The following is a 22,936-nucleotide window of genomic DNA, read 5'->3' on the forward strand; positions in this document are numbered from 1 at the left end:
GCGAGCGGGCCGGGGCCTTGCGCTATCCTCGAACCTCATGCGCCTGCTCCTCGACTCCTTCTGGCGCGCGGTGGCCTATTGCATGCTCCCGCGCGTGATCGTGCTGTCGCTCCTGCCATTGGCGCTCATGGTGCTGCTGGCCGCGGGGCTCGGTTACTTCTACTGGGACGCGGCCGTCGCCTGGACGCGCGAGGCGCTCGACGCCTGGCCGCTGCTGTCCAGCTTCTGGGCCTGGATCGGGCGCCTGTTCTCCAGCGACGTCACGGCCGCGCTGGCGCCGCTGGTGGTGGTGTTCGGCGTCACGCCGCTGATCGTCGTGCTGTCGCTGCTCATCGTGGCCGGCTTCATGGCGCCGGCGCTCACCAAGCTCGTGGCCGAACGGCGCTTTCCCACGCTCGAACAGAAGAAGGGCGCCTCCTTCTTCGGCAGCGTGCTGCGCTCGCTCGGCGCCACCGTGCTGGCGCTGATCGCGCTGGTGGTGTCGATGCCGCTGTGGCTCATTCCGCCGCTGGTGCTGATCCTGCCGCCGCTGATCTGGGGCTGGCTGACCTACCGGGTGATGAGCTTCGACGCGCTGGCCGAGCACGCCAGCCCCGAGGAACGCGTCGCGCTGCTGCGTGCCCACCGGCTGCCGCTGCTGTGCATCGGCGTGCTGTGCGGCTACCTGGGCGCCGCGCCGAGCATCGTCTGGGCCTCGGGCCTGCTGTTCGCCGCCGCCTTCTTCGTGCTGGTGCCGATCGCCATCTGGATCTACACGCTGGTCTTCGCCTTTTCTGCGCTCTGGTTCGCGCACTACTGCCTCGACGCCCTGACCCAGCTGCGCGCCCAGCGCGCGGCGCAGCAGCCCGCGGCCGGCAGCGGCGACGCGCAGCAGCAGGCGATCGAGGCGGCCGAAGCTACCGAGGCCAACAAGGCCGCTCTTTCTCAATGGAGTTCTCCATGACACGCGCATTCGGTCTCATCGTCGTCGGCGACGAGATCCTTTCCGGCAAGCGGGCCGACAAGCACATGGCCAAGGTCATCGAGCTGCTGGCCGCGCGCGGCCTGCAGCTGGGCTGGGCCGAGTACGTGGGCGACGAGCCCACGCGGATCACCGCGGCCCTGATGCGCGCCTTCGCCTCGGGCGACATCGTGTTCTCGACCGGCGGCATCGGCGCCACGCCCGACGACCACACCCGCCAGTGCGCCGCCCAGGCCCTGCGCGTGCCGCTGGCGCTGCACCCCGAGGCCGAGGCGCTGATCCGCGAGCGCATGCAGGACACGGCCCTGGAGCAGGGCGTGCCCTACGAACCCGACCGGCCCGACAACATCCACCGCCTGAACATGGGCGTGTTTCCGCAGGACGCGTCGATCATCCGCAACCCGTACAACAAGATCCCGGGCTTCAGCGTCGAGCACGTGCATTTCGTGCCGGGCTTTCCGGTCATGGCCTGGCCGATGATCGAGTCGGTGCTCGACAGCCGCTATGCCGATCTGTTCACCCGCAACGCCATCGCCGAGAAGTCCGTGATCGTTTTCGGTGCGATGGAAGCCACCCTCACGCCCCTGATGCAGGCCATCGAGCAGGCCCACGCTGGCATCAAGGTGTTCAGCCTCCCCAGCGTGGATCACCCGCAGTACGGGCGCCACATCGAGCTGGGCGTCAAGGGCGACCCCGCGAAGCTCGATGCCGCCTATGGCCAGCTCATCGAAGGCCTGCACACTTTCGATGCGAAGCTTGGCCCTGAATTGGTGCGTTAATCTGCATTGCACCAGTTTGGTGATTTTTTCCTTTTCCGGCAGCCCCTGGGCCGTCACCCGGGCCTCATCCGGCGGGGTGACAATGGCACAGAAACTGCATCCTCCCGTCCCTGTATTCCTAACCACCATCCAACTCAGGAGAAACTGATGGCAAAGACCGTCGCCGATGTACTCAAGCTCGTCAAGGAAAACGAGGTCAAGTTCGTCGACTTGCGCTTCACCGACACCCGCGGCAAAGAGCAGCACGTGACCGTGCCCGTGTCGCACTTCGATGAAGACAAATTCACCTCGGGCCATGCGTTCGACGGTTCGTCCATCGCCGGTTGGAAGGGCATCGAAGCCTCGGACATGCAGCTCATGCCCGACCCGAACACCGCCAACATCGACCCGTTCTTCGAAGAAACGACGCTGATCCTGACCTGCGACGTGATCGACCCGGCCGACGGCAAGGCCTACGAGCGCGACCCGCGCTCGCTCGCCAAGCGCGCCGAGGCGTACATGAAGGCTTCCGGCCTGGGCGACACCGCCTACTTCGGACCGGAACCCGAATTCTTCGTGTTCGACGGCGTGCGCTGGAAGAACGACATGTCGGGCTGCTTCGTGAAGATCGAGTCCGAAGAAGCCTCGTGGAACACCGACAAGGAGTTCGAGCACGGCAACAGCGGCCACCGTCCCGCAGTCAAGGGCGGCTACTTCCCGGTGCCCCCGGTCGACAGCTTCCAGGACATGCGCTCGGAAATGAGTCTGGTGCTCGAATCGCTGGGCATCCCGGTCGAAGTGCATCACCATGAAGTGGCCAACGCCGGCCAGCTCGAAATCGGCACCCGCTTCAGCACGCTCGTTCAGCGCGCCGACTGGGTCCAGCTGCAGAAGTACGTGATCCACAACGTGGCCCACGCCTACGGCAAGACCGCCACCTTCATGCCCAAGCCCATCGTCGGCGACAACGGCTCCGGCATGCACGTGCACCAGTCGGTCTGGAAGGACGGCAAGAACCTGTTCGCCGGCGACGGCTACGCAGGCCTGTCGGACTTCGCGCTGCACTACATCGGCGGCATCATCAAGCACGCCCGTGCCCTGAACGCCATCACGAACCCCGGCACCAACAGCTACAAGCGCCTGGTGCCCGGCTTCGAAGCCCCGGTGAAGCTGGCCTACTCGGCCAAGAACCGCTCGGCCTCGATCCGCATCCCGTTCGTGGCCAACCCGAAGGGCCGCCGCGTCGAAGCGCGCTTCCCCGATCCGCTGATGAACCCGTACCTGGGCTTTGCCGCGCTGCTGATGGCCGGCCTGGACGGCGTGGAAAACAAGATCCATCCGGGCGAAGCCGCCAGCAAGGACCTGTACCACCTGCCGCCGGAAGAAGACGCGCTGATCCCGACCGTCTGCCACAGCCTGGACCAGGCCCTGGAGCACCTGGATAAGGACCGTGCGTTCCTGACCAAGGGCGGCGTGTTCACCGACTCGTACATCGACGCGTACATCGACCTCAAGATGCAGGAAGTCACGCGCTTCCGCATGGCGACGCACCCCGTCGAGTTCGACATGTACTACTCGCTGTAAAAAGCGCCACGACGAGCCCGCCCCGGCGGGCAAGTAAGACAAAAGGACGGCCCCGGCCGTCCTTTTGTCTTGGTGCGGAACACCCTGTCGTGAGCGGGCCCGAATTGCATCAAAATGCGCGTTTGTCGCGCCCTCTCCGGATCCAAATGAAGACTGCTTCCCTGATTTTCCTGGCCGCCGCCTCGTTCGCCACCGCCACGGCGGCGCTCGCGCAAGAGCGCGTCTGGCGCTGCGGCAACGAGTACACCAACAACGCGACCGTGGCCCAGCAAAAGGGCTGCAAGATCATGGAAGGCGGCAACGTCACCGTCGTGCAGGGCACGAAGCCTTCGGGCGGCGGTGGTGGCAACGCGTCGTCGTCGGGCGGTTCATCCGCCGCGCGTGCCCCGGCGGGCAGCCCGCGCGTCGAAGGCGTCGACCAGCGCGCGCGCGACGGCGAGGCGCGCTCGGTGCTCGAGGCCGAGCTGCGCAAGGCCGAGGCCCGCCAGACCGAGCTCAAGAAGGAATACAACAACGGCGAGCCCGAGAAGCAGGGCAGCGAAGGCCGCAACTACCAGAAGTACCTGGACCGCGTGGCCGAGATGAAGGCCGAACTCGCGCGCAACGAGAGCGACATCGCCGGCATCCGCCGCGAAATCGGCCGCCTGCCCGGCAAGCCGCAAGCGCAGTAAGCGGCGCGCAGTCCATGGTGTTCGGCAAGAAGGCGACTGGCGCCAATCCGCGCTTTCGCGCCTTCGACCTCTTGTCCACGCTGATCGCGGTGGTCAACAGCGACGGCTCTGTGCTGTTCGCCAATGCAGGCCTCGAAGACGCGCTGGGCACCTCGCGGCGCACGCTCGAGGGCTCGCAGTTCGGCGCCTGTTTCCATGAGCCGCAGGTGCTGCGCACCGCGCTCGACGGCGCCAGCAGCAACGACTTCGCCACGCTGCGCTACGAGGCCTTTTTGCGGCGCGTGAACCACGAACTGATGCCCGTGCAGGTCACGCTCGCGCACGGCGACAAGAAGGGCGAGCTCATCATCGAGATGTCGCCGCTGGAGCAGCAGGTGCGCCAGGACCGCGAGGAGCGCCTGATCGACCAGGCGCAGGCCAACAAGGAACTCATCCGCAACCTCGCGCACGAGATCAAGAACCCGCTGGGCGGCATCCGCGGCGCGGCGCAACTGCTGCAGATGGAGGTCGAGTCGCGCGACCTCATCGAATACACCCAGGTCATCATCCACGAGGCCGACCGGCTGCAGACGCTGGTCGACCGGTTGCTGGCGCCGCACCGCCGGCCGCACGTGGTGGGCGACGTGAACATCCACGAGGTCTGCGAGCGCGTGCGCTCGGTCATCCTGGCGGAGTTTCCGCGCGACCTGCACATCGAGCGCGACTTCGACGTCTCCATTCCCGAGTTCCGCGGCGACCGCGAGCAGCTCATCCAGGCCACGCTCAACATCGCGCACAACGCGGCGCAGGCCCTGGCCGAGCGCCGCGCGGCGGGAGATGCGCAGATCACTTTCAAGACCCGCGTGGCCCGCCAGGTGATCTTCAACAAGCAGTGGTATCGATTGGCACTGGAATTGCATGTCATCGACAATGGACCGGGTGTGCCGGACACGATCAAGGACCGCATCTTCTATCCGCTCGTTTCGGGTAGGGAAGGCGGGACCGGGCTGGGACTGACGCTTGCGCAAACTTTTGTGCAACAGCATCACGGCGTGATCGAGTGCGACAGCGTCCCGGGCCGAACCGATTTCAAGATATTGATTCCGCTGCCCTAGCGCAGCCCCGGCAACAGAGGAGATGCATGAAGCCGATCTGGATAGTTGATGACGACCAATCGATACGCTTCGTGCTCGAGAAGGCGCTGCTGCGCGAAGACCTGCCCACGCGCAGCTTCACGAACACACGCGAAGTGCTGGCCGCGCTCGAACAGGCCGAAGGCGACGAGCAGCAGGGCCCGCAGGTCCTGGTGAGCGACATCCGCATGCCGGGCGGATCGGGGCTCGACCTGCTCGACAAGATCAAGGCCAAGCACCCCGGCCTGCCGGTCATCATCATGACCGCCTTCTCCGACCTGGACAGCGCGGTCTCGGCCTTCCAGGGCGGTGCCTTCGAGTACCTGCCCAAGCCCTTCGACCTGCCGCGCGCCGTCGAACTCATCCGCCGCGCCGTCGACGAAAGCCAGCGCGAGGAGGTGTCCGAAGAGCGCATGGTCGCCGCCCCCGAGATGCTCGGCCAGGCGCCCGCCATGCAGGACGTGTTCCGTGCCATCGGCCGGCTGTCGCAAAGCAACGTCACGGTGCTCATCACCGGCGAATCGGGCTCGGGCAAGGAGCTGGTGGCGCGCGCGCTGCACAAGCACTCGCCGCGCGCCAACGGCCCCTTCGTGGCGATCAACACCGCCGCCATTCCCAAGGACCTGCTCGAGAGCGAACTCTTCGGCCACGAGCGCGGCGCCTTCACCGGCGCGCAGACCATGCGCCGCGGCCGCTTCGAGCAGGCCGAGGGCGGCACGCTGTTCCTCGACGAAATCGGCGACATGCCCTTCGACCTGCAGACGCGCCTGTTGCGCGTGCTCAGCGACGGCCACTTCTACCGCGTGGGCGGCCACAACTCGGTCAAGGCCAACGTGCGCGTCATCGCCGCCACGCACCAGGACCTCGAGCAGCGCGTGAAGCTCGGCGGTTTCCGCGAGGACTTGTTCCACCGCCTCAACGTGATCCGCCTGCGCCTGCCGGCGCTGCGCGAGCGCGGCGAGGACGTGCCCGCGCTGACGCGCCACTTCCTGCAGCAGAGCGCGCGCCAGCTGGGCGTCGAGCCCAAGCGCATCTCCGACGCGGCGCTGGCCAGGCTCGCGGCCTTCAACTTCCCGGGCAACGTGCGCCAGCTCGAGAACATCTGCCACTGGCTCACGGTGATGGCGCCCGCGCAGCTGATCGAGTCGAAAGACCTGCCGCCCGAAGTGATGGCGGGCAGCGGGGCGGACGTGCATGTGGCGGTGGCCGAGGCGGCGGCGCCCGTGCAGGCTGCAGCGCCGTTGGCCGTCGAGCGCGACGCGTCCGCACCGGTGGTCGCGGCCCCCGAGGCGGTGTCAGGTGCACCGACGGGCCCCAGCGCCTGGGAAAGCGGCCTTGAGGCCGAAGCTCAGGCGCTGCTTGCCGCAGGCCGCACCGACGTGTGGGACGTGCTCACGCGCCGCTTCGAATCGCGGCTGATCCTCACCGCGCTGGCCAACACGCGCGGCCGGCGCATCGAGGCGGCCCAGAAGCTGGGCATCGGGCGCAACACCATCACCCGGAAAATCCAGGAACTCGGTATCGAATGAAAAGGCCCTCCCAGGGCCTTTTTTTTATTACCGGCTGCGCTGGCCGAGCGTGAGGGAATCGAGCTGGAAATTGCCGCTCTTGTCCCAGAGCCAGGTGTCGACGTACGTGTGGCCGCCCAGCTTGCCGGGGCTCGGCAAGGGCGAGGTCGCCTTGACCAGCTCCGCGATCATCGGCGGCACTTCGGGCGCATGGCTGGGCACGCGGCTGAAGGTGACGTTGGTGACCTTGCCGTTCGCATCGATCTCCGTCTCGACCACCACCACCGCGTACACCAGCGGCGGGATCTTGCCCTTGTAGATGCGGCTGGCATACGCCTTGTAGATGTGGCGTGCACCGGTCTTGCGGTAGGTGCGGATCGCGGGCGTCTGCGCGGTGATGAGCCGCACGGTCGGCACGTCGCGGCTGCCTTCGGTGGCGGTTGCGCCGCCGGGCGATGTGCTGCCCGTGCCGCTTTCCGATTCGCCGCCCGGCTTGAGCACCGAACAGGCGGCCAGCGCGAGCGCCGCGGCGGCGATCGCGACGGAACGGGCAAGGCGTGCGGCGATCGGCGTCGTCATGGCCGTCAGGCGCCCGCGCCGAGTTCGAGCACCACCGGGGCGTGGTCGCTCGGCTTTTCCCACTTGCGTGGCACGCGGTCGATGACGCAGCTTTTCACCAGCGGCCGCAGCGGCTCGCTCACGAGGATGTGGTCGATGCGCAGGCCGCGGTTCTTCTGGTAGCCCAGCATGCGGTAGTCCCACCAGGAGAAGCTTTTTTCGGGCTGCTCGAACATGCGGAAGCTGTCCGTCAGGCCCAGGCCGAGCAGTGCCTTGAAGTGGTCGCGCTCTTCGGTCGTGTGGTGGATCGTTTCCTTCAGGCCCACGGGGTCGAAGCTGTCGCGGTCCTCGGGCGTGACGTTGAAGTCGCCCAGCAGCACGAGGTTCGGGTGCGCCGCGAGTTCACGCGCGATGTAGGCGTGCAGCGCGTCGAGCCACTTCATCTTGTAGGCGAACTTCTCGCTGCCCGGTTCCTGGCCGTTCACGAAGTAGCCGTTGATCACGCGCAGCGGGCCCGAGGGCGTCTCGATGGTGGCGGCGATCACGCGCGACTGCTCGTCGGCGAAGTTCTCGATGTTCTTCACCACGTCGCGCACCGGTGCCAGGCTGAGGATGGCCACGCCGTTGTAGGTCTTCTGCCCGAACACCGCCGCCTCGTAGCCGGCCGACTTCAGCACCTCGAGCGGAAACTTGTCGTCGGTCATCTTGAGCTCTTGCAGGCACAGCACATCGACCGGGTTGGCGATGAGCCAGTCGAGCACATGCTGCAGGCGCGCGGTGAGGGAGTTGACGTTCCAGGTGGCTATTTTCATGAGGGCTCTGCGTATTCGGTTATCGGGGGGCGGTCGTGCGTTCGCAGCCGGTCGGTGAGGTCTCTGTGCAGGCGAAGGAAGTGGCCGCGCCCAGACCCGGAAGGAAGGCGTGTCGGCAGCGAGACCGCGACAGTGATTTCCATCGCGGTATTTTGCCTCGCTGGATCGGGATGCCGTGTAAGCGAAGGCGAGGGGCGCGGAACCGCCGACCCGCCCGCCGGCGCTAGGGCTGAAGGTACCAGCCCAGCTCGCCCTGCAGGAACTGGGCAGCCTCGGGCGGCAGATCGTCCGAATCGAAGAAGCTCGCCACGGGCCGCTCGACCACGATGCGCCCCGCGTGCAGGTAGGCCACGCGCGTGGCCAGGCGCTTGGCCTGCCCGAGGTTGTGCGTGCTCATCACGATCGTCACGCCGCTGTGGGCGACCTCTTCGATGAGGGCCTCGATCTCGTTCTTGGCGCCGGGGTCCAGGCTGGCCGTGGGCTCGTCCAGGAACAGGATGTCCGGCTGCAGCGCCCAGGCGCGCGCCAGGCCCAGGCGCTGCTGCTGGCCGCCCGACAGCGAACGCGCCGAGCGCTCGGCATGTTCGAGCAGGCCCACGCGCGCCAGCGCCAGGCCGCAGCGCTCGCTGCGCTCGGTGGCCGGCACGCCCGCCAGCCACAGGCCCACCCACACGTTGCGCCACACCGAGAGGCTCAGCAGGAACGGGCGCTGGAACAGCATGGCCGCGCGCGGCAGGCGGCCTTCGGGCCGCAGCGGCAGGCGCTCGCAGCGCCCTTCGCAGGGCAGCAGCCCGTGCAGCAGCCGCAGCAGCGTGGTCTTGCCCGAGCCGTTGGCACCCACGAGCACGAGCCGGTCGCCCCGGTGCAGGGTCAGCGAGGCCTCGTCCAGCGCGATCAGCGCGCCGAAGCGCACCGTCGCGCGCTCGAGCCGGATCAGCGGCACCGTGCCGGCCACGGCCGGCGTGTGCGGGGCGAGCGTGCGGCGCATCGCGCGCGGCTTCGCCGGCGGGGCGGTGCTCAGCGGGCGCGTGGCCAGCCATTGCAGCAGCCCGATGGCGCCGTTGACCGCACCGACCACCGCCAGCAGCACGATGCCCAGCGCCAGGGCCAGCGCGAGGTCGCCCTTGCTGGTTTCCAGCGCGATGGTGGTGGTCATCACGCGCGTGACGCCGGCGATGTTGCCGCCGACGATCATCACGGCCCCCACCTCGGCGATGGCCCGCGCGAAGGCTGTGAGCAGCACGGTGGCCACGCCCATCCGGTCGTGCACCAGCATCAGCAGGGCGGTGGCCAGCGGCCCGGCGCCCAGCGAGCGCAACTGGTCGCCGCCGTCGGCCAGCGCCGCCATCACGAGCCGGCGCGACAGTGCGGCGATCAGCGGCGTGACGAGCACGCTCTGCGCCACCACCATCGCCGACGGCGTGAACAGGATGCCCAGTTCGCCCAGCGGCCCCGAGCGCGAGAGCAGCAGGTACACCAGCAGGCCCACCACCACGGCGGGCAGGGCCAGCAGCGTGTTCACCAGCCACACGGCCAGCGCATGCCCCGGGAAGCGCGCCACCGCGAGCCAGGCGCCCAGCAGCAGGCCGAACAGCGCGCCGATCAGGCAGGCCGTGGCGCTCACCTGCAGCGAGAGCGCCGTGATGCGCACGAGTTCGGGGTCGGCGCCGGTGATGAGGCGCCAGGCCAGCGCCCAGCCTTCGGTCACGGTGTTCATCGAGAGACGGCTTTCATCGCCGACGCGAGGCCGTGCGCATTGCACAGCCCGGCACCGTCATCGACCGGCGCGCCGTTCACTGGCCCGCGTTCGGGAAGAAGAGCTGCTCGCCGCCGATCTTGTACGCGGCAATGGCGGCCTGCCCGTCGCGCGACACGACCCAGTCGGAGAAGGCTTGCGCCAGGTCTTTCTTCACGTGCGGGTGCCTGGCCGGGTTCACGACGATCACGCCGTACTGGTTGAACAGCTGCTTGTCGCCCTCGACCACGATGCCCAGGTCGGCGCGGTTCTTGAAGTTGAGCCAGGTGCCGCGGTCGGACAGCACATAGGCATTGGTCGATGCCGCGATGTTGAGCGCCTGGCCCATGCCACAGCCGCATTCCTTGTAGCCGGCCGGCTTGGCGGCGGCCAGGTCGATGCCGGCCAGCTTCCACTGGCGCAGCTCGGCCGCGTGCGTGCCGCTCTTGTCGCCGCGCGAGACGAAGGCGCCGCCCGTGGTGCCCAGCCGCTTGAGCGCGGCCGCGATGTCGTTGCCGCGCACGGCGGCCGGGTCGGACTTGGGCCCGATCAGCACGAAGTCGTTGTACATGACCGGGCGGCGCGGCAGGCCGAAGCCTTCGGCGACGAACTTCTCTTCGGCGGGCTGGTCGTGCACGAACAGCGCGTCGGCGTCGCCGCGGCGCGCCATGTCCAGCGCCTGGCCCGTGCCCACCGCCACCACGCGCACCTCGGTGCCCGATGCCTTCGTGAACTGCGGCAGCAGGTGCTTGAACAGGCCCGACTGTTCCGTCGAGGTGGTCGAGGCCAGCACGATGAACTTGTCCTGGGCGTGCGCCATCGGCGCGAGCAGCGCACCAGCAAGTGCGCCGGCGAGGGCGAGAAGGGTGAAGCGTCTGCGCGAAGCCATCGTCATCGTGTCAGTCCTCGAGAGTGAAAGAAAGAAGCGGTTCGGCCATCAGGCTGCGGCATCGACGCGAACGCCCAGCCGGCCCAGCGCCTCGCGCGCCGCGGCCGATTGCAGCAGCGCAATGAAGGCCTGCACCGGCGCGCGCGCAAGCCGTGCCTGGGGCACCACGAAGTCGTAGCGTTCCTCCTGCACGGGAATGAAGCCCAGCCCGTACTGCCGCGCGACCGTGTCGATGGCCAGGCCCCAGTCGGCGCGTTGCTGCGCCACGGCCACCGCCACCGCGTTGTGCGACTTGGTCTGCACGCCGTAGCCGGGCGGTTGCGCGCCGCCGAGCAGGCGGTCGATGAGGATGCGCGTGCCGCTGCCGGCGTTGCGGTTGACCATGGTGCAGCCGGGCTGCGCGGTCGCGGCGGCGATGGCCGCGGCGGCGTCCAGACCCTCGAAGCGCGTGTCGCCGGGGCGATGGACGACGCCCTGCATGCGGCCGTAGCCCGTCACCAGTTCGAGACCCGGCGTGAGCAGCGGCCGGTTGTAGACGCCCGTCGCCGGGTCCATCAGGTGGATGCCGGCCACGTCGCATTCGCCGCGCTTGGCGGCCATCAGCCCGCCGGTGCTGCCCACGTTCATGGCCTTGATGCGGATGCCCTGGCGCATCAGTTCGCCGGCCAGCCAGTCCAGGCCCACGCAATGGCTGCCGATGAAGATCAGGTCGGCGGCGTCCAGCCCCTGGCCCAGCAGCTGCACCTGCACGGGGGCGCCGGCATCGACGATCTCGGTGTGCTGGCCGATGGTGATGAAGCCGTCGGCGCTGCTGAAGGTGGTGACCGAGCCTGAGCCCTTGCCCATCGGGTAGGCGGCCACGCCGTCGTCGGTGGGCACCAGGCCCACCAGCAGGTACTCGGTGCGGCCGCGCTCGGAGTTCACGCGCATCGGCAGCGTGGCCGCCACATGCGCATGCCGCTGCGGCGGCCGGCCCGCGAAGGCGCGGATCACGGGCGCCAGGAACTCGTGGAAGGTGAAGACCGCCGAGGTCGGAAAGCCCGGCAGGATCACGACCGGCTTGCCGCCCGTGACCGCCAGGCACACCGGCTTGCCGGGCTTGAGCGCCACGCCGTGCGCCACCACGCCCGGGTCGCCGAGGGCGGCCACCACGCGGTACGACAGGTCGCCTTCGCCCTTGGACGTGCCGCCGGAGAAGACCACGGCATCGCATGCCAGCCCGCGTGCAAGCGCGGCCGACAGCAGGGCCTCGTCGTCGGGGATCACGCCCAGGCGCACCGGCTCGCCGCCCAGTTCCTCGACCGCGGCGCCGATGATGGCGGCGTTGGAGTCGTACACCGCGCCCGTGGGCAGCGGCGCACCGGGCGCGACGATCTCGTTGCCGGTGGAGAAGATGGCCACGCGCGGCTTGCGCCACACGCCGACCTCGGCCAGGCCCAGCGCCGCGAGCACGCCGATCTCGCGCGAGCTCAGCACCTGGCCGGCGCGCAGCACGGTTTCGCCGCGCGCGATGTCGGTGCCGGCGTAGCTGACGTTCTCGCCGGCCGTGGCGGCGCGGCGCACCTGCACGTTGCCGCCGTCGAGGTCGGTGTGTTCCACCATCACCACCGCGTCGGCGCCGCGCGGCAGCATGCCGCCGGTGGCGATCGCCGTGGCGTGGCCGGGCGTCACTTCGCGCTGCGGCACGATGCCGGGTGCCAGCGTCTCGCCCACGAGGGCCAGCGCGCGGACCTGTTCTTCCATCGCGCCCCAGGTGTCGGCGGCCTGCACGGCAAAGCCGTCGACGTTGGAGCGGTCGAAGCCAGGCACGTCGATGGCGGCGACCGCGTCGTCGGCGAGCACCCGGCCCAGCGCCGCGTGCAGGGGAACGGTCTCGCGGCCCAGCGGCGCGAGGCTCAGGTGTTCGCGGAAGCGGCGCTCGGCCTCGTCCCGCGTGACGACATCGAGAAATTGCGATTGGGCTTTCACAGGCACTCGTACAGATGAACAGTGACGTCGGTCCCGGGCCCGAAGCCTTCGCTTTCGGCGGGGGCGATCACGAAGCCGTCGGCGCGCGTGGTCGAGCTCAGCACCGAGGCGCCGGAGAGCGCGAGCGGCTCCACGCCGTCGGCGCCGATCTTCACGCGCACGTAGTCGACGCGCCCCACCTGCGAGACGATCTTGCGCGCCACGGTGGCGCGCGTGCGCGGGTAGGGCCAGTCGGCGGGCCGGCCGCCGAGCTGGCGGATCGCGCGCCCGGCAAAGAAGTCGTAGGCGCACAGGCAGGAGACCGGGTTGCCCGGCAGCAGGAACACCAGCGTGTCGCCGATGCGCCCCATGCCCGCCGGGCTGGAAGGTCGCATCGCGATGCCGTGGATCGCCAGTTCGCCGAGCTCGGCCAGCAGGCGCGGCGCGTGGTCCTCGGCGCCCACGCTGGAGCCGCCGGAGATGAGCACCACATCGGCGCCGGGCGCGGCCAGTGCCTGCGCGATGATTTGCGGGTCGTCGCCCAGGCGCTGGTGCGACTCGAGCAGGCCGCCATCGCGCGCCACGAGGCCGCGCAAGGTCACGGAGTTGGCGTCGTAGATCTCGCTCGGCCCCTTGGGCGTGCCGGGCGCGCGCACCTCGTTGCCGGTGACGAGCAGCCGCACGCGCGGCCGGCGCACCACCTGCAACTGCGCCAGGCCGAGCGAAGCGGCCAGCCCCGCGTCCTGCGGGCGCAGGCGGCGGCCCGTGGCCAGCGCGGTGCTGCCGCGCGCGATGTCCTCGCCGACGTGGCCCACATGCTGGCCCGGCGCGACGGCGCGCGTGATGGCCAGGCGTCCGTCCTGCTCGCTCGCGTATTCGGCGGGCACCACGGCATCCAGCCCGCGCGGCACCGGGGCGCCGGTCATGATGCGGATGGCGGCGCCCGCGGGCACCTCGCCTTCGAAGGGGCGGCCAGGCCAGGCGTGGCCCGCGATCGGAAACTCGAGCGGGTTGTATTCGCCGGCCCCCGTGGTCTCGCCGCCGCGCAGCGCATAGCCGTCCATGGCCGCGCGGTCGAACTCGGGCACCGCGATGGGCGCGATCACCTCCTGCAGCAGCACCCGCCCCGTGGCCTCGTCGACCGCCACGGATTCACCGGGCAGCAAGGGCGTGTGGGCGTCGATCCAGGCGAGGGCGGTGGGCACCTCGGCGCGCTGCGTGAAGCCGCGCATACGCACATCGGTCGAGGCAGTTCGTTCGGGTGTGGGCATCGGGGCCAGTATAGAAGTTGGAGGTCGCCGGCGTGGTCGGGCATGGCACCCGACAGCCATGCACAAGGTGGCCGTGCCGGACCTTGCCGGCGGGCCATTTGCGGTCGCTTTTTCTTCAGCCGCGTCCGCGCACGCGCGGTGCGTCGCCGGCTTACTTCTTGGGTGCGGGATTCGTCTGCGCCGAGGTCTGGTTCGAACTCGGCGGCGACGCGGCCGTGGGGGCCGGGGAGTGGGCGCCCGATGCCTCGATGGGCTTGGTTTCAACCTTGGGGGCGGCGGCGTAAGGCCCCGGGTCCACGCAGGGCGGCGTGGCCACCGCGGCCGGTGCCGGCTTGCCGGCGGCCTGCGCGCTCGCACGGTACTTGGCGGCGACCTGGTCCTGTGACTTGCACAGCAGGTAGCCGTCGGTCTTGGCGCTCCACGCGGTGCGGGCCGCGGTCTCGGCGGCCTTGGCCTGCGCTTCCGGCGTGGGCGGGGGGAGCTTGGCGACAGCGGAGGTCGCAGCGAGTGCGCACAGGAGAAGGGTCAGCGTGTGCTTCATGCGGAGGTTCCTTGCTGCGCCGTCGCCGGCCGTGCGGGCTCGGATGCGCCGGCCGGTTGCGAGCGCTGCGCGGGGATCTTGCCGGCCTGGATGTCGTCGTACCAGAGCTTGTGGTGCTCGCGCGCCCAGGCCTCGTCGACATAGCCTTCGCGCATCGCCTTGTAGGCGCCGTCCATGCCCAGCGTGCCGATGTAGATGTGGCCCATGATCATCGCCATCATGAGCAGCGTGGCCACCGCATGCACCATGTGCGCGACCTGCATCTCGCCGCGTGTGTAGACGAAGCCGGGCAGCAGCTTGTCCAGGAACAGGCCCGAGGCGATGACGATGCTGCCCAGGAACAGCACGCCGCCCCAGAACACCGCCTTCTCGCCGGCGTTGAAGCGGTGCGACGCGGGCTCCTTGCCGCCGAACAGGCCGCCGCCGTGCCGCAGCCAGGTGAAGTCGTCCTTGCTCGGCCAGTTGCTGCGGATGAAGGTGAAGATCATGAACAGCGTGGTCACCACGAACAGCGGCCCCACGAAGTTGTGCACCGTCTTGAGCACGTAGGCGAGCCAGCCGAACAGCGTGCTGCCCAGCACCGGCAGCAGGAAGAACTTGCCGAAGGCCATCACGATGCCCGAGATCGCGAGCGTGACGAAGGCCAGCGCGTTCGACCAGTGCGTGGCGCGCTCGAAGGGCGTGAAGCGCTCGATCTTGCGGCCGGTTTCGGTGCCGTGCAGGCGGATCGGCCCGCGCGTGAAATAGAAGATGGCCAGCGCCAGCAGCGTCACGAAGAGCAGCGCCGCGCCGTACGGAATGATCCAGTCGTTGCGCACCTGCCGCCAGGCCTCGCCCGCGTTGGTGAAGCGCGAACCCGGGTACTGCACGAAGCGCTGGATCAGGTTGCCGGCCTCGGGCGCCTGGCTCACCGGCAGGCTGCTGTAGCCGGTGACGCCGCCGCTCACCTGGCGCCACATCGGCGCGTTGTTGCCGGGCTGGACCTTGTTGCGCTCGCCGTTGGTCTGGTTGAGGTAGTTGGGATCAGCGCTGGCCTCGGGCTTGACGTCGAAGATGTTCTGGCTGCGGATGCCGCCCTCGGCCTTCGGTGCTGCAGCCGCGGCTGCGGCAGGCGAAGCAGGGGCGGGCGATGCGGTCACGGCGCCGCTCGCGGCCGGTTTGGCCTCCTGGGCCGGTGCCACCGCCGCCCAGCCCAGGAGCGCGGTCGCCAGCAGCGCGTGGAACGCGTGCCTGGTGCGAATGGTGACGCTCATGCGGCCTCCGGTTCAGTTTTCTCGGGTGTACTCGTTCTGGCCGTTGGAGCGCGTCTTGATCTGCTGCTCCCACGCCGTCTTGTCGCCCACCTTCCAGCCGGGCGCTGTGAAGGCGGTGCCGGTGTTGGCCTGCGTGCCCGTGCCGCTCCAGGGCACCGCGTCGTGCTTGACGCCTTCGGCGTTCGTCTGCGGCTTCTCGCTGCAGGCCGCCAGCAACATCGCGCCCGAGGCGAGCGCGACGAGCATCACGACCGCGCGCTTCACTTGGTGCCTCCGGTGGGCGGCGTGCCGGCCTGCTGCGAGCCGTAGGCCGTGCCCCAGCCCCAGACCTCGGCGCCCGTGCCGCGGTGCACGACGCGGGTGCGGAAGATGTCGGCCACCACGTCGCCGTCGCCGGCCAGCAGGGCCTTGGTCGAGCACATCTCGGCGCAGGCCGGCAGCTTGCCTTCGGCCAGGCGGTTGCGGCCGTACTTCTCGAACTCGGCTTCGGAGCCGTTGGCTTCGGGGCCGCCGGCGCAGAAGGTGCACTTGTCCATCTTGCCGCGCGCACCGAAGGTGCCTTGCGAGGGGAACTGCGGCGCGCCGAAGGGGCAGGCGTACGAGCAGTAGCCGCAGCCGATGCACACGTCCTTGTCGTGCAGCACCACGCCTTCGTCGGTGCGGTAGAAGCATTGCACGGGGCACACCGCCATGCAGGGCGCGTCGGAGCAGTGCATGCAGGCCACCGAGATCGATTTCTCGCCCGGCAGGCCGTCGTTGAGCGTGACCACGCGGCGGCGGTTCACGCCCCAGGGCACCTCGTTCTCGTTCTTGCAGGCCGTGACGCAGCCGTTGCACTCGATGCAGCGCTCGGAATCGCAGACGAATTTCATTCTTGCCATGGTGATTCCTTATGCTTTCTCGATGTTGCAGACCGTGGTCTTGGTCTCTTGCATCATGGTGACGCTGTCGTAGCCGTAGGTGGTGGCCGTGTTGATGGCCTCGCCGCGCACGATGGGCGCCGCGCCCTTCGGGTAATAGGCCAGCAGGTCTTCGCCCTGCCAGCGGCCCGAGAAGTGGAAGGGCATGAACACCGTGTCGGGCCCCACGCGCTCGGTCACCAGGGCCTGCACGTTGAGCTTGGCGCCCGTGGGCGTATGCACCCAGGCGCGCTCGCCGTTGCGGATGTTCTTTTCGGCCGCCACCTTCGGGTTGATCTCGATGAACATCTCCTGCTGCAGCTCGGCCAGCCAGGGGTTGGAGCGCGTTTCCTCGCCGCCGCCCTCGTACTCCACGAGTCGTCCCGAGGTCATGATGTAGGGGAACTTCTCAGCGATCTTGTCGGCGATGTTCTTCTGCTGCACCGTCTTGTAGAGCGTGGGCATGCGCCAGAAGGCCATCTTGTCGTCGTGCGTCGGGTACTTGGCGACCAGGTCGGGGCGCGTGCCGTAGATCGGCTCGCGGTGCTGCGGGATCGCATCGGGAAAGTTCCACACCACCGCGCGCGCCTTGGCGTTGCCGAAGGGGTGGCAGCCGTGGTTCTTCATGAACACGCGGATCATGCCGCCCGAGCTGTCGGTCTTCCAGTTCTTGCCTTCGGCCTTGGGCTTCTCGGCTTCGGTGAGTTCGTCCCACCAGCCCAGCTTCTTGAGCAGCAGGTGGTCGAGCTCGGGGTAGCCGGTGGTGATGTCGGCGCCCAGCGAGTGGGAGCCGTCCTCGGCCAGCAGGTTCTTGCCGTTGCGCTCCACGCCGAAGTTCGCGCGGAAGTTGCCGCCACCGTCCATCACATGCTTGGACGGGTCGTACAGGTTCGGCGAGCCGGGGTGCTTGAGCTCGGGCGTGCCGTAGCAGGGCCAGGGCAGGCCGAAGTAGTCGCCCGAGATGTCGTAGCCGTTGACCTTGTCCTTGACCGCCCCCTTGGCCCGCAGCGTGCGCACGTCGAAGGCGGCCATGTTGCGCATGTGCGCCTGCAGCCGCTCGGGGCTCTGGCCCGAGTAGCCGACGGCCCAGCAGCACTTGTTGATCTCGCGCAGGATGTCGTCGGGCACGGGCTCGTCCATGCCCTTGACCTTCTGCATCTTGTAGTTCTTGCTGAGCTCCTTGCCGAAGCCCAGGCGGTCGGCGAACTGCTGCATGATCATGTGGTCGGTGCGGCTTTCCCACAGCGGCTCGATGACCTTCTCGCGCCACTGGATCGAGCGGTTCGACGCCGTCACCGAGCCGCTGGTCTCGAACTGCGTGCACGCGGGCAGCAGGTACACCGCGCGGTTCGCGTTGGCGTCCTCGGGCCGGCCCGGCATCGCGGCCATGGCGGCCGTGGCCGAGGGGTACGGGTCGACCACGACCAGCAGGTCGAGCTTGTCCATGGCCCGCTTCATCTCGAGGCCGCGCGTCTGCGAGTTGGGCGCATGGCCCCAGTAGAAGACGCCGCGCAGGTTCGAGTCCTGGTCGATGAGCTCGTTCTTCTCGAGCACGCCGTCGATCCAGCGCGACACCGTGATGCCGGGCTTGCTCATCATCGCGGGCGAGGCGAAGCGGCCCTTGATCCATTCGAAGTCCACGCCCCAGGTGGCGGCGAAGTGCTTCCACGAGCCTTCGACCAGGCCGTAGTAGCCCGGCAGCGAATCGGGGTTGGGGCCGACGTCGGTCGCGCCCTGCACGTTGTCGTGGCCGCGGAAGATGTTGGTGCCGCCGCCCGAGGTGCCCACGTTGCCCAGCGCCAGCTGCAGGATGCACGAGGCCCGCACGATGGCGTTGCCGATGCTGTGCTGCGTCTGGCCCATGCACCACACCACTGTGCCGGGGCGGTGCTCGTGCAGCATGGTCGCGACCTTCAGCACCTGCGCCTCGTTCACGCCGCAGGCTTCCTCGACCTTGTCGGGCGTCCACTTGCTCATGACTTCCGCGCGCACTTCTTCCATGCCGTAGACGCGGTCGTTGAGGTAGCGCTTGTCTTCCCAGCCGTTCTTGAAGATGTGGTGCAGGATGCCGAACAGGAACGCGATGTCCGAGCCCGAGCGGATGCGCACGTACTCGTGGGCCTTGGCCGCCGTGCGCGTGAAGCGCGGGTCGACCACGATCATCTTGCAGCCGTTTTCCTTGGCATGCAGCATGTGCAGCATGCTCACGGGGTGCGCCTCGGCCGCGTTCGAGCCGATGTACATCGCGATCTTCGCGTTGCGCATGTCGTTGTACGAATTGGTCATGGCGCCGTAGCCCCATGTGTTCGCCACGCCCGCGACCGTGGTCGAGTGGCAGATGCGCGCCTGGTGGTCGCAGTTGTTGCTGCCGAAGAAGCTCACGAACTTGCGCAGCAGGTAGGCCTGCTCGTTGCTGTGCTTGCTCGAGCCGATCCAGTAGATCGCGTCGGGGCCACTGGCCTTGGTGAGTTCCTTCAGCTTGGCGGTGATCTCGTCGAGCGCGGTGTCCCAGCTGATGCGCTCGTACTTGCCGTTCACGAGCTTCATCGGGTAGCGCAGGCGGTACTCGCCGTGGCCGTGCTCGCGCAGTGCCGCGCCCTTGGCGCAGTGGGCGCCCAGGTTGATGGGCGAGTCGAACACGGGCTCCTGCCGCACCCATACGCCGTTCTCGACCACGGCGTCGGACGCGCAGCCGACCGAGCAGTGCGAGCACACGGTGCGCTTCACTTCGATCTTGCCGGCGCCGATGGCCGTGGGCCGGCCGTCGGCGGCCTTGGCCTTCTGGATCAGCGTGAGCTGGCTGGCCGCCAGGCCCACGCCGACGCCCAGGCCGGAGCGCCGCAGGAAGGCGCGCCGGTCCATGGTCGGCAAGGCGTTCGCAAGGCCGCGCCGCAGACTGTGAACGAAGGGCGACGCGTCGGAGGCCCGCGAGCTCGCGGTGCCTGGGGATTTTCTGGTCAGAAGCACGGGGTCTCCTCAGGCTGACGTGGTGGCGTAGTAACGCTTGACGTGTTCGCTCAGGGAATAGCCGCCGCCGTTTTCGGGCGGGGGCGGCAAAGAGGGGGCGACGGCGGCGACGGGTGTCTCGGCCATGTTTGGCAGCGACGTGACGGCCACCGCAGCGGCGCCGGCGGTGGCGGCACCGATGAAGAATCCGCGGCGGGAGGCCGGCTTGATGCCGGTGTTTTGGCTGTCCTGCATATTGACTCCAGGAGTGGCTGGGCGCGACGAGAGAGGGGAAACCCGGTCGGCCTTGTGGATACTAGACCAGCAACAAGGTGTGAGCAACCTGAATACCCCTCGCATTCGTTCGCTTCAGTCCAGCATGTCGAAGGCCTGCGCCTCGACGTCGCCGAACGCGCGTGTGAAGGCGGCGAGCGCCGCATAGAACCGCGCCTTCGGATGCTGCAACACAGCATCGCACAAGGCGGGCAGCCACGGCTGGACGTGTCTGGAGAACATCGCCTGCTGCTGCGTGAGGTTGGCCACCGCCACGTCCTCGCCGGCGATCAGGTAGCGCATGACCTCGAACAGGCAGGCGATGTGGTCCTCGGTTTCGTAGGTGGTCTCGGTGCGCGCCAGGCCCAGCTTGTCGAGGTCGTGGCGCAGCTGCACGAGCGGCTTGTCGTTGAGAAAGCCGCTCAGGTAGTGCGAACCGAACAGGAAGACCTCGGGCTTGCCGATGCCGCCGAAGAGCGCGTCGTATTCCTCGTGCGCGGCGGCCGCGTCGGTGTCGCGCGCGATGCCGACCAGCTGGCGCCATGGTTCTTCCAGGAAGGCGCCCGCGGCCGGCGCCTCGGTGGGCGCGACCTGGAAGGCGGCCAGCAATTCGGCATCGGGCGCGGCGTACCACAGGCGCGCGAGCAGGCCGTAGAGCTCGGCCCGGGCCACCTCCTCGTCGAGCGCGGAAGTGGCGGGAAAGGTCTGGCTCATAGCGGGGCGATCTTCACTTCGTTGGTGGCGCTGTACAGGTCGATGACGCGGCAGTCGCTGCACATCTTGAGGCGCTCCAGCGCTTCGCCCTGGAACATGGCATGCCCGGCCAGCTTGCCGAGCATGGCCTCGATGGCCTTTTGCGTGCCGAAGGGCTTGCTGCAGCGGATGCAGGCCCAGGGCTTGGCCTCGTTCAGCAGCACCTGCTGCTTGCGCTCGGGCGCGGCCAGCAGGCGCGGCACGAGCGAGACGGCGTCCTCGGGGCAGGTGGTTTCGCACAGGCCGCACTGCACGCAGTTCTTCTCGATGAAGCGCAGCTGCGGCGCGCTCTGGCTGTCCAGCAGCGCGCCCGACGGGCAGGCGCTGACGCAGGCCAGGCACAGCGTGCATTTGTCCTTGTCGACCGCGACGGCGCCCAGCGGCGATCCGGCCGGCAGCGCGAAGGCCAGCGGGGTCTCGGCGGGCGTCTGCAGGGCCGGGGCCGCGCCCATCAGGTGGTCCAGCGCCATCTCGAGCCGGTCGCGCTTGTCGGCGCCGACGGCGAAGCGCGCCGCCGTGGCCGGCACGCGCTGCGTGGTCGTGCGCAGGCCGGCCAGCGCGGCGTCCAGCGCGGCGGGCGAATCGGCCTCGATCACGTGGAAGTGCGTGCCGGTGTAGCCCAGGCCGAGCAGCAGCGCCTGCGCGACGTCCCTCTGCTGCTTGAGCGCCGCGAGGTACTGCGGCGCCTCTTCGCCGGTGCACAGCACCGCGACCTGCGAGGCGCCGAAGGCGACGGCGCTCAGCCACAGGTCGATGCCGGTGCTGGCCGCATGAAAGAGGTCGACCGGCATCACGCGCGCCGGCACGCCCTGGGCCTTGCCGAGTTGCGCCTGCCGCCCGAGCTGTTCGAGCAGCGTCTGGCCGCCTTCCTGGCTGTGCAGCAGCAGCGCCGCATCGCGCCCGCTCGCCGCGGCATAGGTGCTGAGCAGCTTACGCAGCTTCAGCCCCTGGTCGGGCGCGCGCGGGTAGGTGTAGCCCAGCGCGCCCGTCGGGCACACCGTGGTACAGGCGCCGCAGCCGACGCACAGGTTCGGGTTGACCACGATGCGCTGGCGCTGCGGGTCGCTGCTCACCGCATGGGCCGAGCACACCTCGACGCAGGCATTGCAGCCGACCACCTCGTTGCGGCTGTGCGCGCACAGCTTCTGCTTGTAGTCGAAGAACTTGGGCTTCTCGAATTCGCCCACCAGCTCGCGCAGGCGCAGCAGCGTCTGCAGGCCCTCGGCCTGCGCGACGCCGCCGGGCAGGTGGAAGTAGCCCTGCGGCGGCGCGTGCCAGTCGATCTGCGGCGCGGCGCCGAGGTCGAGCACGAGGTCGAAGGCCGCGTCGAGCGCCTGCGGGTCGCGGCTGAAGTTGATGGCGCCGGCCACGCTGCAGGCGCGCTCGCAGTCGCGGTGCGAGGTGCAGCGCGCGTTGTCGATCTGGTAGTCCAGCCCGATGGCCTGCTCGGGGCAGGCGACCACGCAGGCGTTGCAGCGGGTGCACAGGTCGAGGTCGATCGCGTTGTCGCGCGTCCAGCGCAGCGTGAAGGCGCCGAGCCAGCCGGTGAGCGAATCGATGCGCCCGGCGATCACCGGCCAGCGGCGCGCCTGGGCGCCGCCGTCTGCACCGGGGCCCTGCGCGAGCAGGGTGACGTCGAGCGTGTCGCCGACCAGCGCCGCGGCGCGTTCGGCGGCGTCGAGCGGGCCGATGATCAGCAGCCGGCCCTGGCTGGTGTAGCTCACGGTCGAGACGGGGTCGGGCTCGGGCAGGCTGGCGGCGGCCAGCAGCGCGGCGATCTTCGGCATCGCGCTTTTCGCGTCGCGGCTCCAGCCGCCGGTCTCGCGGATGTTGATGAAGCGGATCGGCGAGGTGGCGTTGGGCGTCTGCGTGGCGAGCTCGCCGAACAGCCGTTTTTCCTGGGTGCAGGCCACCACGACGTCGTCGCCGGACTGGATGGCGCGCTGGAAGGAGGTCGCCTCGCGGCGGCACAGCGACGAATGCAGCGGGAGGGTTTCAGCCAGTGCCGCGCCGAGCGTCTTCGGCTCGAGCGGCATCGTCTGGTTGCAGTCGCAAATCAGCGTGGTGGTCATCGGTTTCTTGGCTGGCGGGTTGCATCGCGGCAACCGGCGGGCTGGGAAGCGTTTCGGAACCCTGGGACTGTGCCACGTCCGACGTTTCGGCGTCGTCGGGGGTTTCCGGGGGAATGTCTTCGGGGGTCTCGTCGAAGAGCTTGAGGAACTTGGCGCTGGCCATCTGGCGCAGCACGCTCTCGGGCACGGGCGTGGATTGGGAGTAGTCGTCGACGTAGGTGTCGAGGCCGTCCATCACATTGAAATGCGGATCGGCAAAGAGCTTGCGGAAGGCCGCGTTCTTGACCTCGGGCGCGACCTCCTTCGTGAGGAAGGGCTTGAAGTCGGACCCGATGTCCAGTGCATCCACGTCCGCGAGCGTCAGCGGCGGCGCGGTGTCCTGCTCGCCTTCGG

The 22,936-nt window shown here is 69.0% G+C and carries 21 protein-coding genes; 6 read left to right on the plus strand and 15 right to left on the minus strand.

Features of this window, described 5'->3' with window-relative positions:
• Positions 1-37: 37 nt before the first annotated feature.
• From AC07Y4_RS15770 to ntrC, 6 genes are all read left to right on the plus strand, one after another.
• The gene (locus AC07Y4_RS15770; RefSeq protein WP_495274820.1) at positions 38-943 is read left to right on the plus strand and encodes an EI24 domain-containing protein; all 906 of its coding nucleotides are present in this window, start codon (positions 38-40) and stop codon (positions 941-943) included.
• A complete protein-coding gene (locus AC07Y4_RS15775; RefSeq protein ID WP_487850014.1) occupies positions 940-1,740 on the plus strand; it encodes a competence/damage-inducible protein A in 801 nt (266 codons plus the stop codon). The genes AC07Y4_RS15770 and AC07Y4_RS15775 overlap by 4 nt, the downstream gene beginning before the upstream one ends.
• A gap of 147 nt (positions 1,741-1,887) precedes the next feature.
• On the plus strand, positions 1,888-3,303 hold the full coding sequence (glnA, locus tag AC07Y4_RS15780; RefSeq protein WP_062470904.1) for a type I glutamate--ammonia ligase: 1,416 nt from the start codon (positions 1,888-1,890) through the stop codon (positions 3,301-3,303).
• A 146-nt stretch (positions 3,304-3,449) separates the two neighbouring features.
• Positions 3,450-3,974, plus strand: a complete 525-nt coding sequence (locus AC07Y4_RS15785) for a hypothetical protein (protein WP_487850015.1) — start codon at positions 3,450-3,452, stop codon at positions 3,972-3,974.
• A 14-nt stretch (positions 3,975-3,988) separates the two neighbouring features.
• Complete coding sequence (gene glnL, locus AC07Y4_RS15790; protein WP_062470910.1) at positions 3,989-5,068, plus strand: nitrogen regulation protein NR(II); 1,080 nt, start codon at positions 3,989-3,991, stop codon at positions 5,066-5,068.
• Positions 5,069-5,094: 26 nt separating this feature from the next.
• Entirely contained in the window at positions 5,095-6,615 is a 1,521-nt protein-coding gene (gene ntrC, locus AC07Y4_RS15795; RefSeq protein ID WP_487850016.1) for a nitrogen regulation protein NR(I), read from the plus strand.
• Positions 6,616-6,642: 27 nt separating this feature from the next.
• Here ntrC and AC07Y4_RS15800 read toward each other — a convergent pair whose 3' ends face one another.
• From AC07Y4_RS15800 to AC07Y4_RS15870, 15 genes are all read right to left on the minus strand, one after another.
• Positions 6,643-7,173 (minus strand): hypothetical protein, encoded by a 531-nt coding sequence (locus AC07Y4_RS15800; protein WP_487850017.1) that lies wholly within the window; start codon positions 7,171-7,173, stop codon positions 6,643-6,645.
• Between the two features lie 5 nt (positions 7,174-7,178).
• Positions 7,179-7,964, minus strand: coding sequence for an exodeoxyribonuclease III (gene xth / locus AC07Y4_RS15805; protein WP_070059799.1), 786 nt, complete (start codon positions 7,962-7,964; stop codon positions 7,179-7,181).
• Positions 7,965-8,187: 223 nt separating this feature from the next.
• Positions 8,188-9,681, minus strand: a complete 1,494-nt coding sequence (locus tag AC07Y4_RS15810; protein WP_487850018.1) for an ABC transporter permease — start codon at positions 9,679-9,681, stop codon at positions 8,188-8,190.
• Positions 9,682-9,757: 76 nt separating this feature from the next.
• Positions 9,758-10,588 carry an ABC transporter substrate-binding protein gene (locus AC07Y4_RS15815; protein ID WP_487850047.1) on the minus strand — a complete coding sequence of 277 codons (831 nt, stop codon included), beginning with the start codon at positions 10,586-10,588 and terminating at the stop codon, positions 9,758-9,760.
• Between the two features lie 48 nt (positions 10,589-10,636).
• On the minus strand, positions 10,637-12,556 hold the full coding sequence (locus AC07Y4_RS15820) for a molybdopterin biosynthesis protein (RefSeq protein ID WP_495274821.1): 1,920 nt from the start codon (positions 12,554-12,556) through the stop codon (positions 10,637-10,639).
• Complete coding sequence (locus AC07Y4_RS15825) at positions 12,553-13,806, minus strand: molybdopterin molybdotransferase MoeA (RefSeq protein ID WP_487850020.1); 1,254 nt, start codon at positions 13,804-13,806, stop codon at positions 12,553-12,555. Before AC07Y4_RS15825 ends, AC07Y4_RS15820 begins: the two co-directional genes overlap by 4 nt.
• 151 nt (positions 13,807-13,957) lie before the next feature.
• Positions 13,958-14,347, minus strand: a complete 390-nt coding sequence (locus AC07Y4_RS15830; RefSeq protein WP_487850021.1) for a hypothetical protein — start codon at positions 14,345-14,347, stop codon at positions 13,958-13,960.
• Positions 14,344-15,600 (minus strand): formate dehydrogenase subunit gamma, encoded by a 1,257-nt coding sequence (locus AC07Y4_RS15835; protein WP_487850022.1) that lies wholly within the window; start codon positions 15,598-15,600, stop codon positions 14,344-14,346. The genes AC07Y4_RS15830 and AC07Y4_RS15835 overlap by 4 nt, the downstream gene beginning before the upstream one ends.
• 12 nt (positions 15,601-15,612) lie before the next feature.
• Complete coding sequence (locus AC07Y4_RS15840; protein WP_082817975.1) at positions 15,613-15,864, minus strand: hypothetical protein; 252 nt, start codon at positions 15,862-15,864, stop codon at positions 15,613-15,615.
• Positions 15,861-16,481 (minus strand): formate dehydrogenase FDH3 subunit beta, encoded by a 621-nt coding sequence (fdh3B, locus tag AC07Y4_RS15845; RefSeq protein ID WP_062470938.1) that lies wholly within the window; start codon positions 16,479-16,481, stop codon positions 15,861-15,863. Before fdh3B ends, AC07Y4_RS15840 begins: the two co-directional genes overlap by 4 nt.
• A gap of 9 nt (positions 16,482-16,490) precedes the next feature.
• Positions 16,491-19,466 carry a formate dehydrogenase subunit alpha gene (locus AC07Y4_RS15850; protein ID WP_487850023.1) on the minus strand — a complete coding sequence of 992 codons (2,976 nt, stop codon included), beginning with the start codon at positions 19,464-19,466 and terminating at the stop codon, positions 16,491-16,493.
• Between the two features lie 9 nt (positions 19,467-19,475).
• Positions 19,476-19,700, minus strand: a complete 225-nt coding sequence (locus AC07Y4_RS15855; protein ID WP_070059792.1) for a formate dehydrogenase — start codon at positions 19,698-19,700, stop codon at positions 19,476-19,478.
• 114 nt (positions 19,701-19,814) lie between these two features.
• On the minus strand, positions 19,815-20,432 hold the full coding sequence (locus AC07Y4_RS15860; RefSeq protein WP_070059791.1) for a TorD/DmsD family molecular chaperone: 618 nt from the start codon (positions 20,430-20,432) through the stop codon (positions 19,815-19,817).
• Positions 20,429-22,507, minus strand: coding sequence for a 4Fe-4S dicluster domain-containing protein (locus tag AC07Y4_RS15865; protein ID WP_487850048.1), 2,079 nt, complete (start codon positions 22,505-22,507; stop codon positions 20,429-20,431). The genes AC07Y4_RS15860 and AC07Y4_RS15865 overlap by 4 nt, the downstream gene beginning before the upstream one ends.
• Positions 22,467-22,936 (minus strand): DUF3306 domain-containing protein (locus AC07Y4_RS15870; RefSeq protein ID WP_495274822.1); only part of this gene is annotated, 470 nt, incomplete at its 5' end. The genes AC07Y4_RS15870 and AC07Y4_RS15865, both read right to left, overlap by 41 nt.

The organism is Variovorax sp. GW460-12-1-14-LB1 (genome assembly GCF_059423605.1).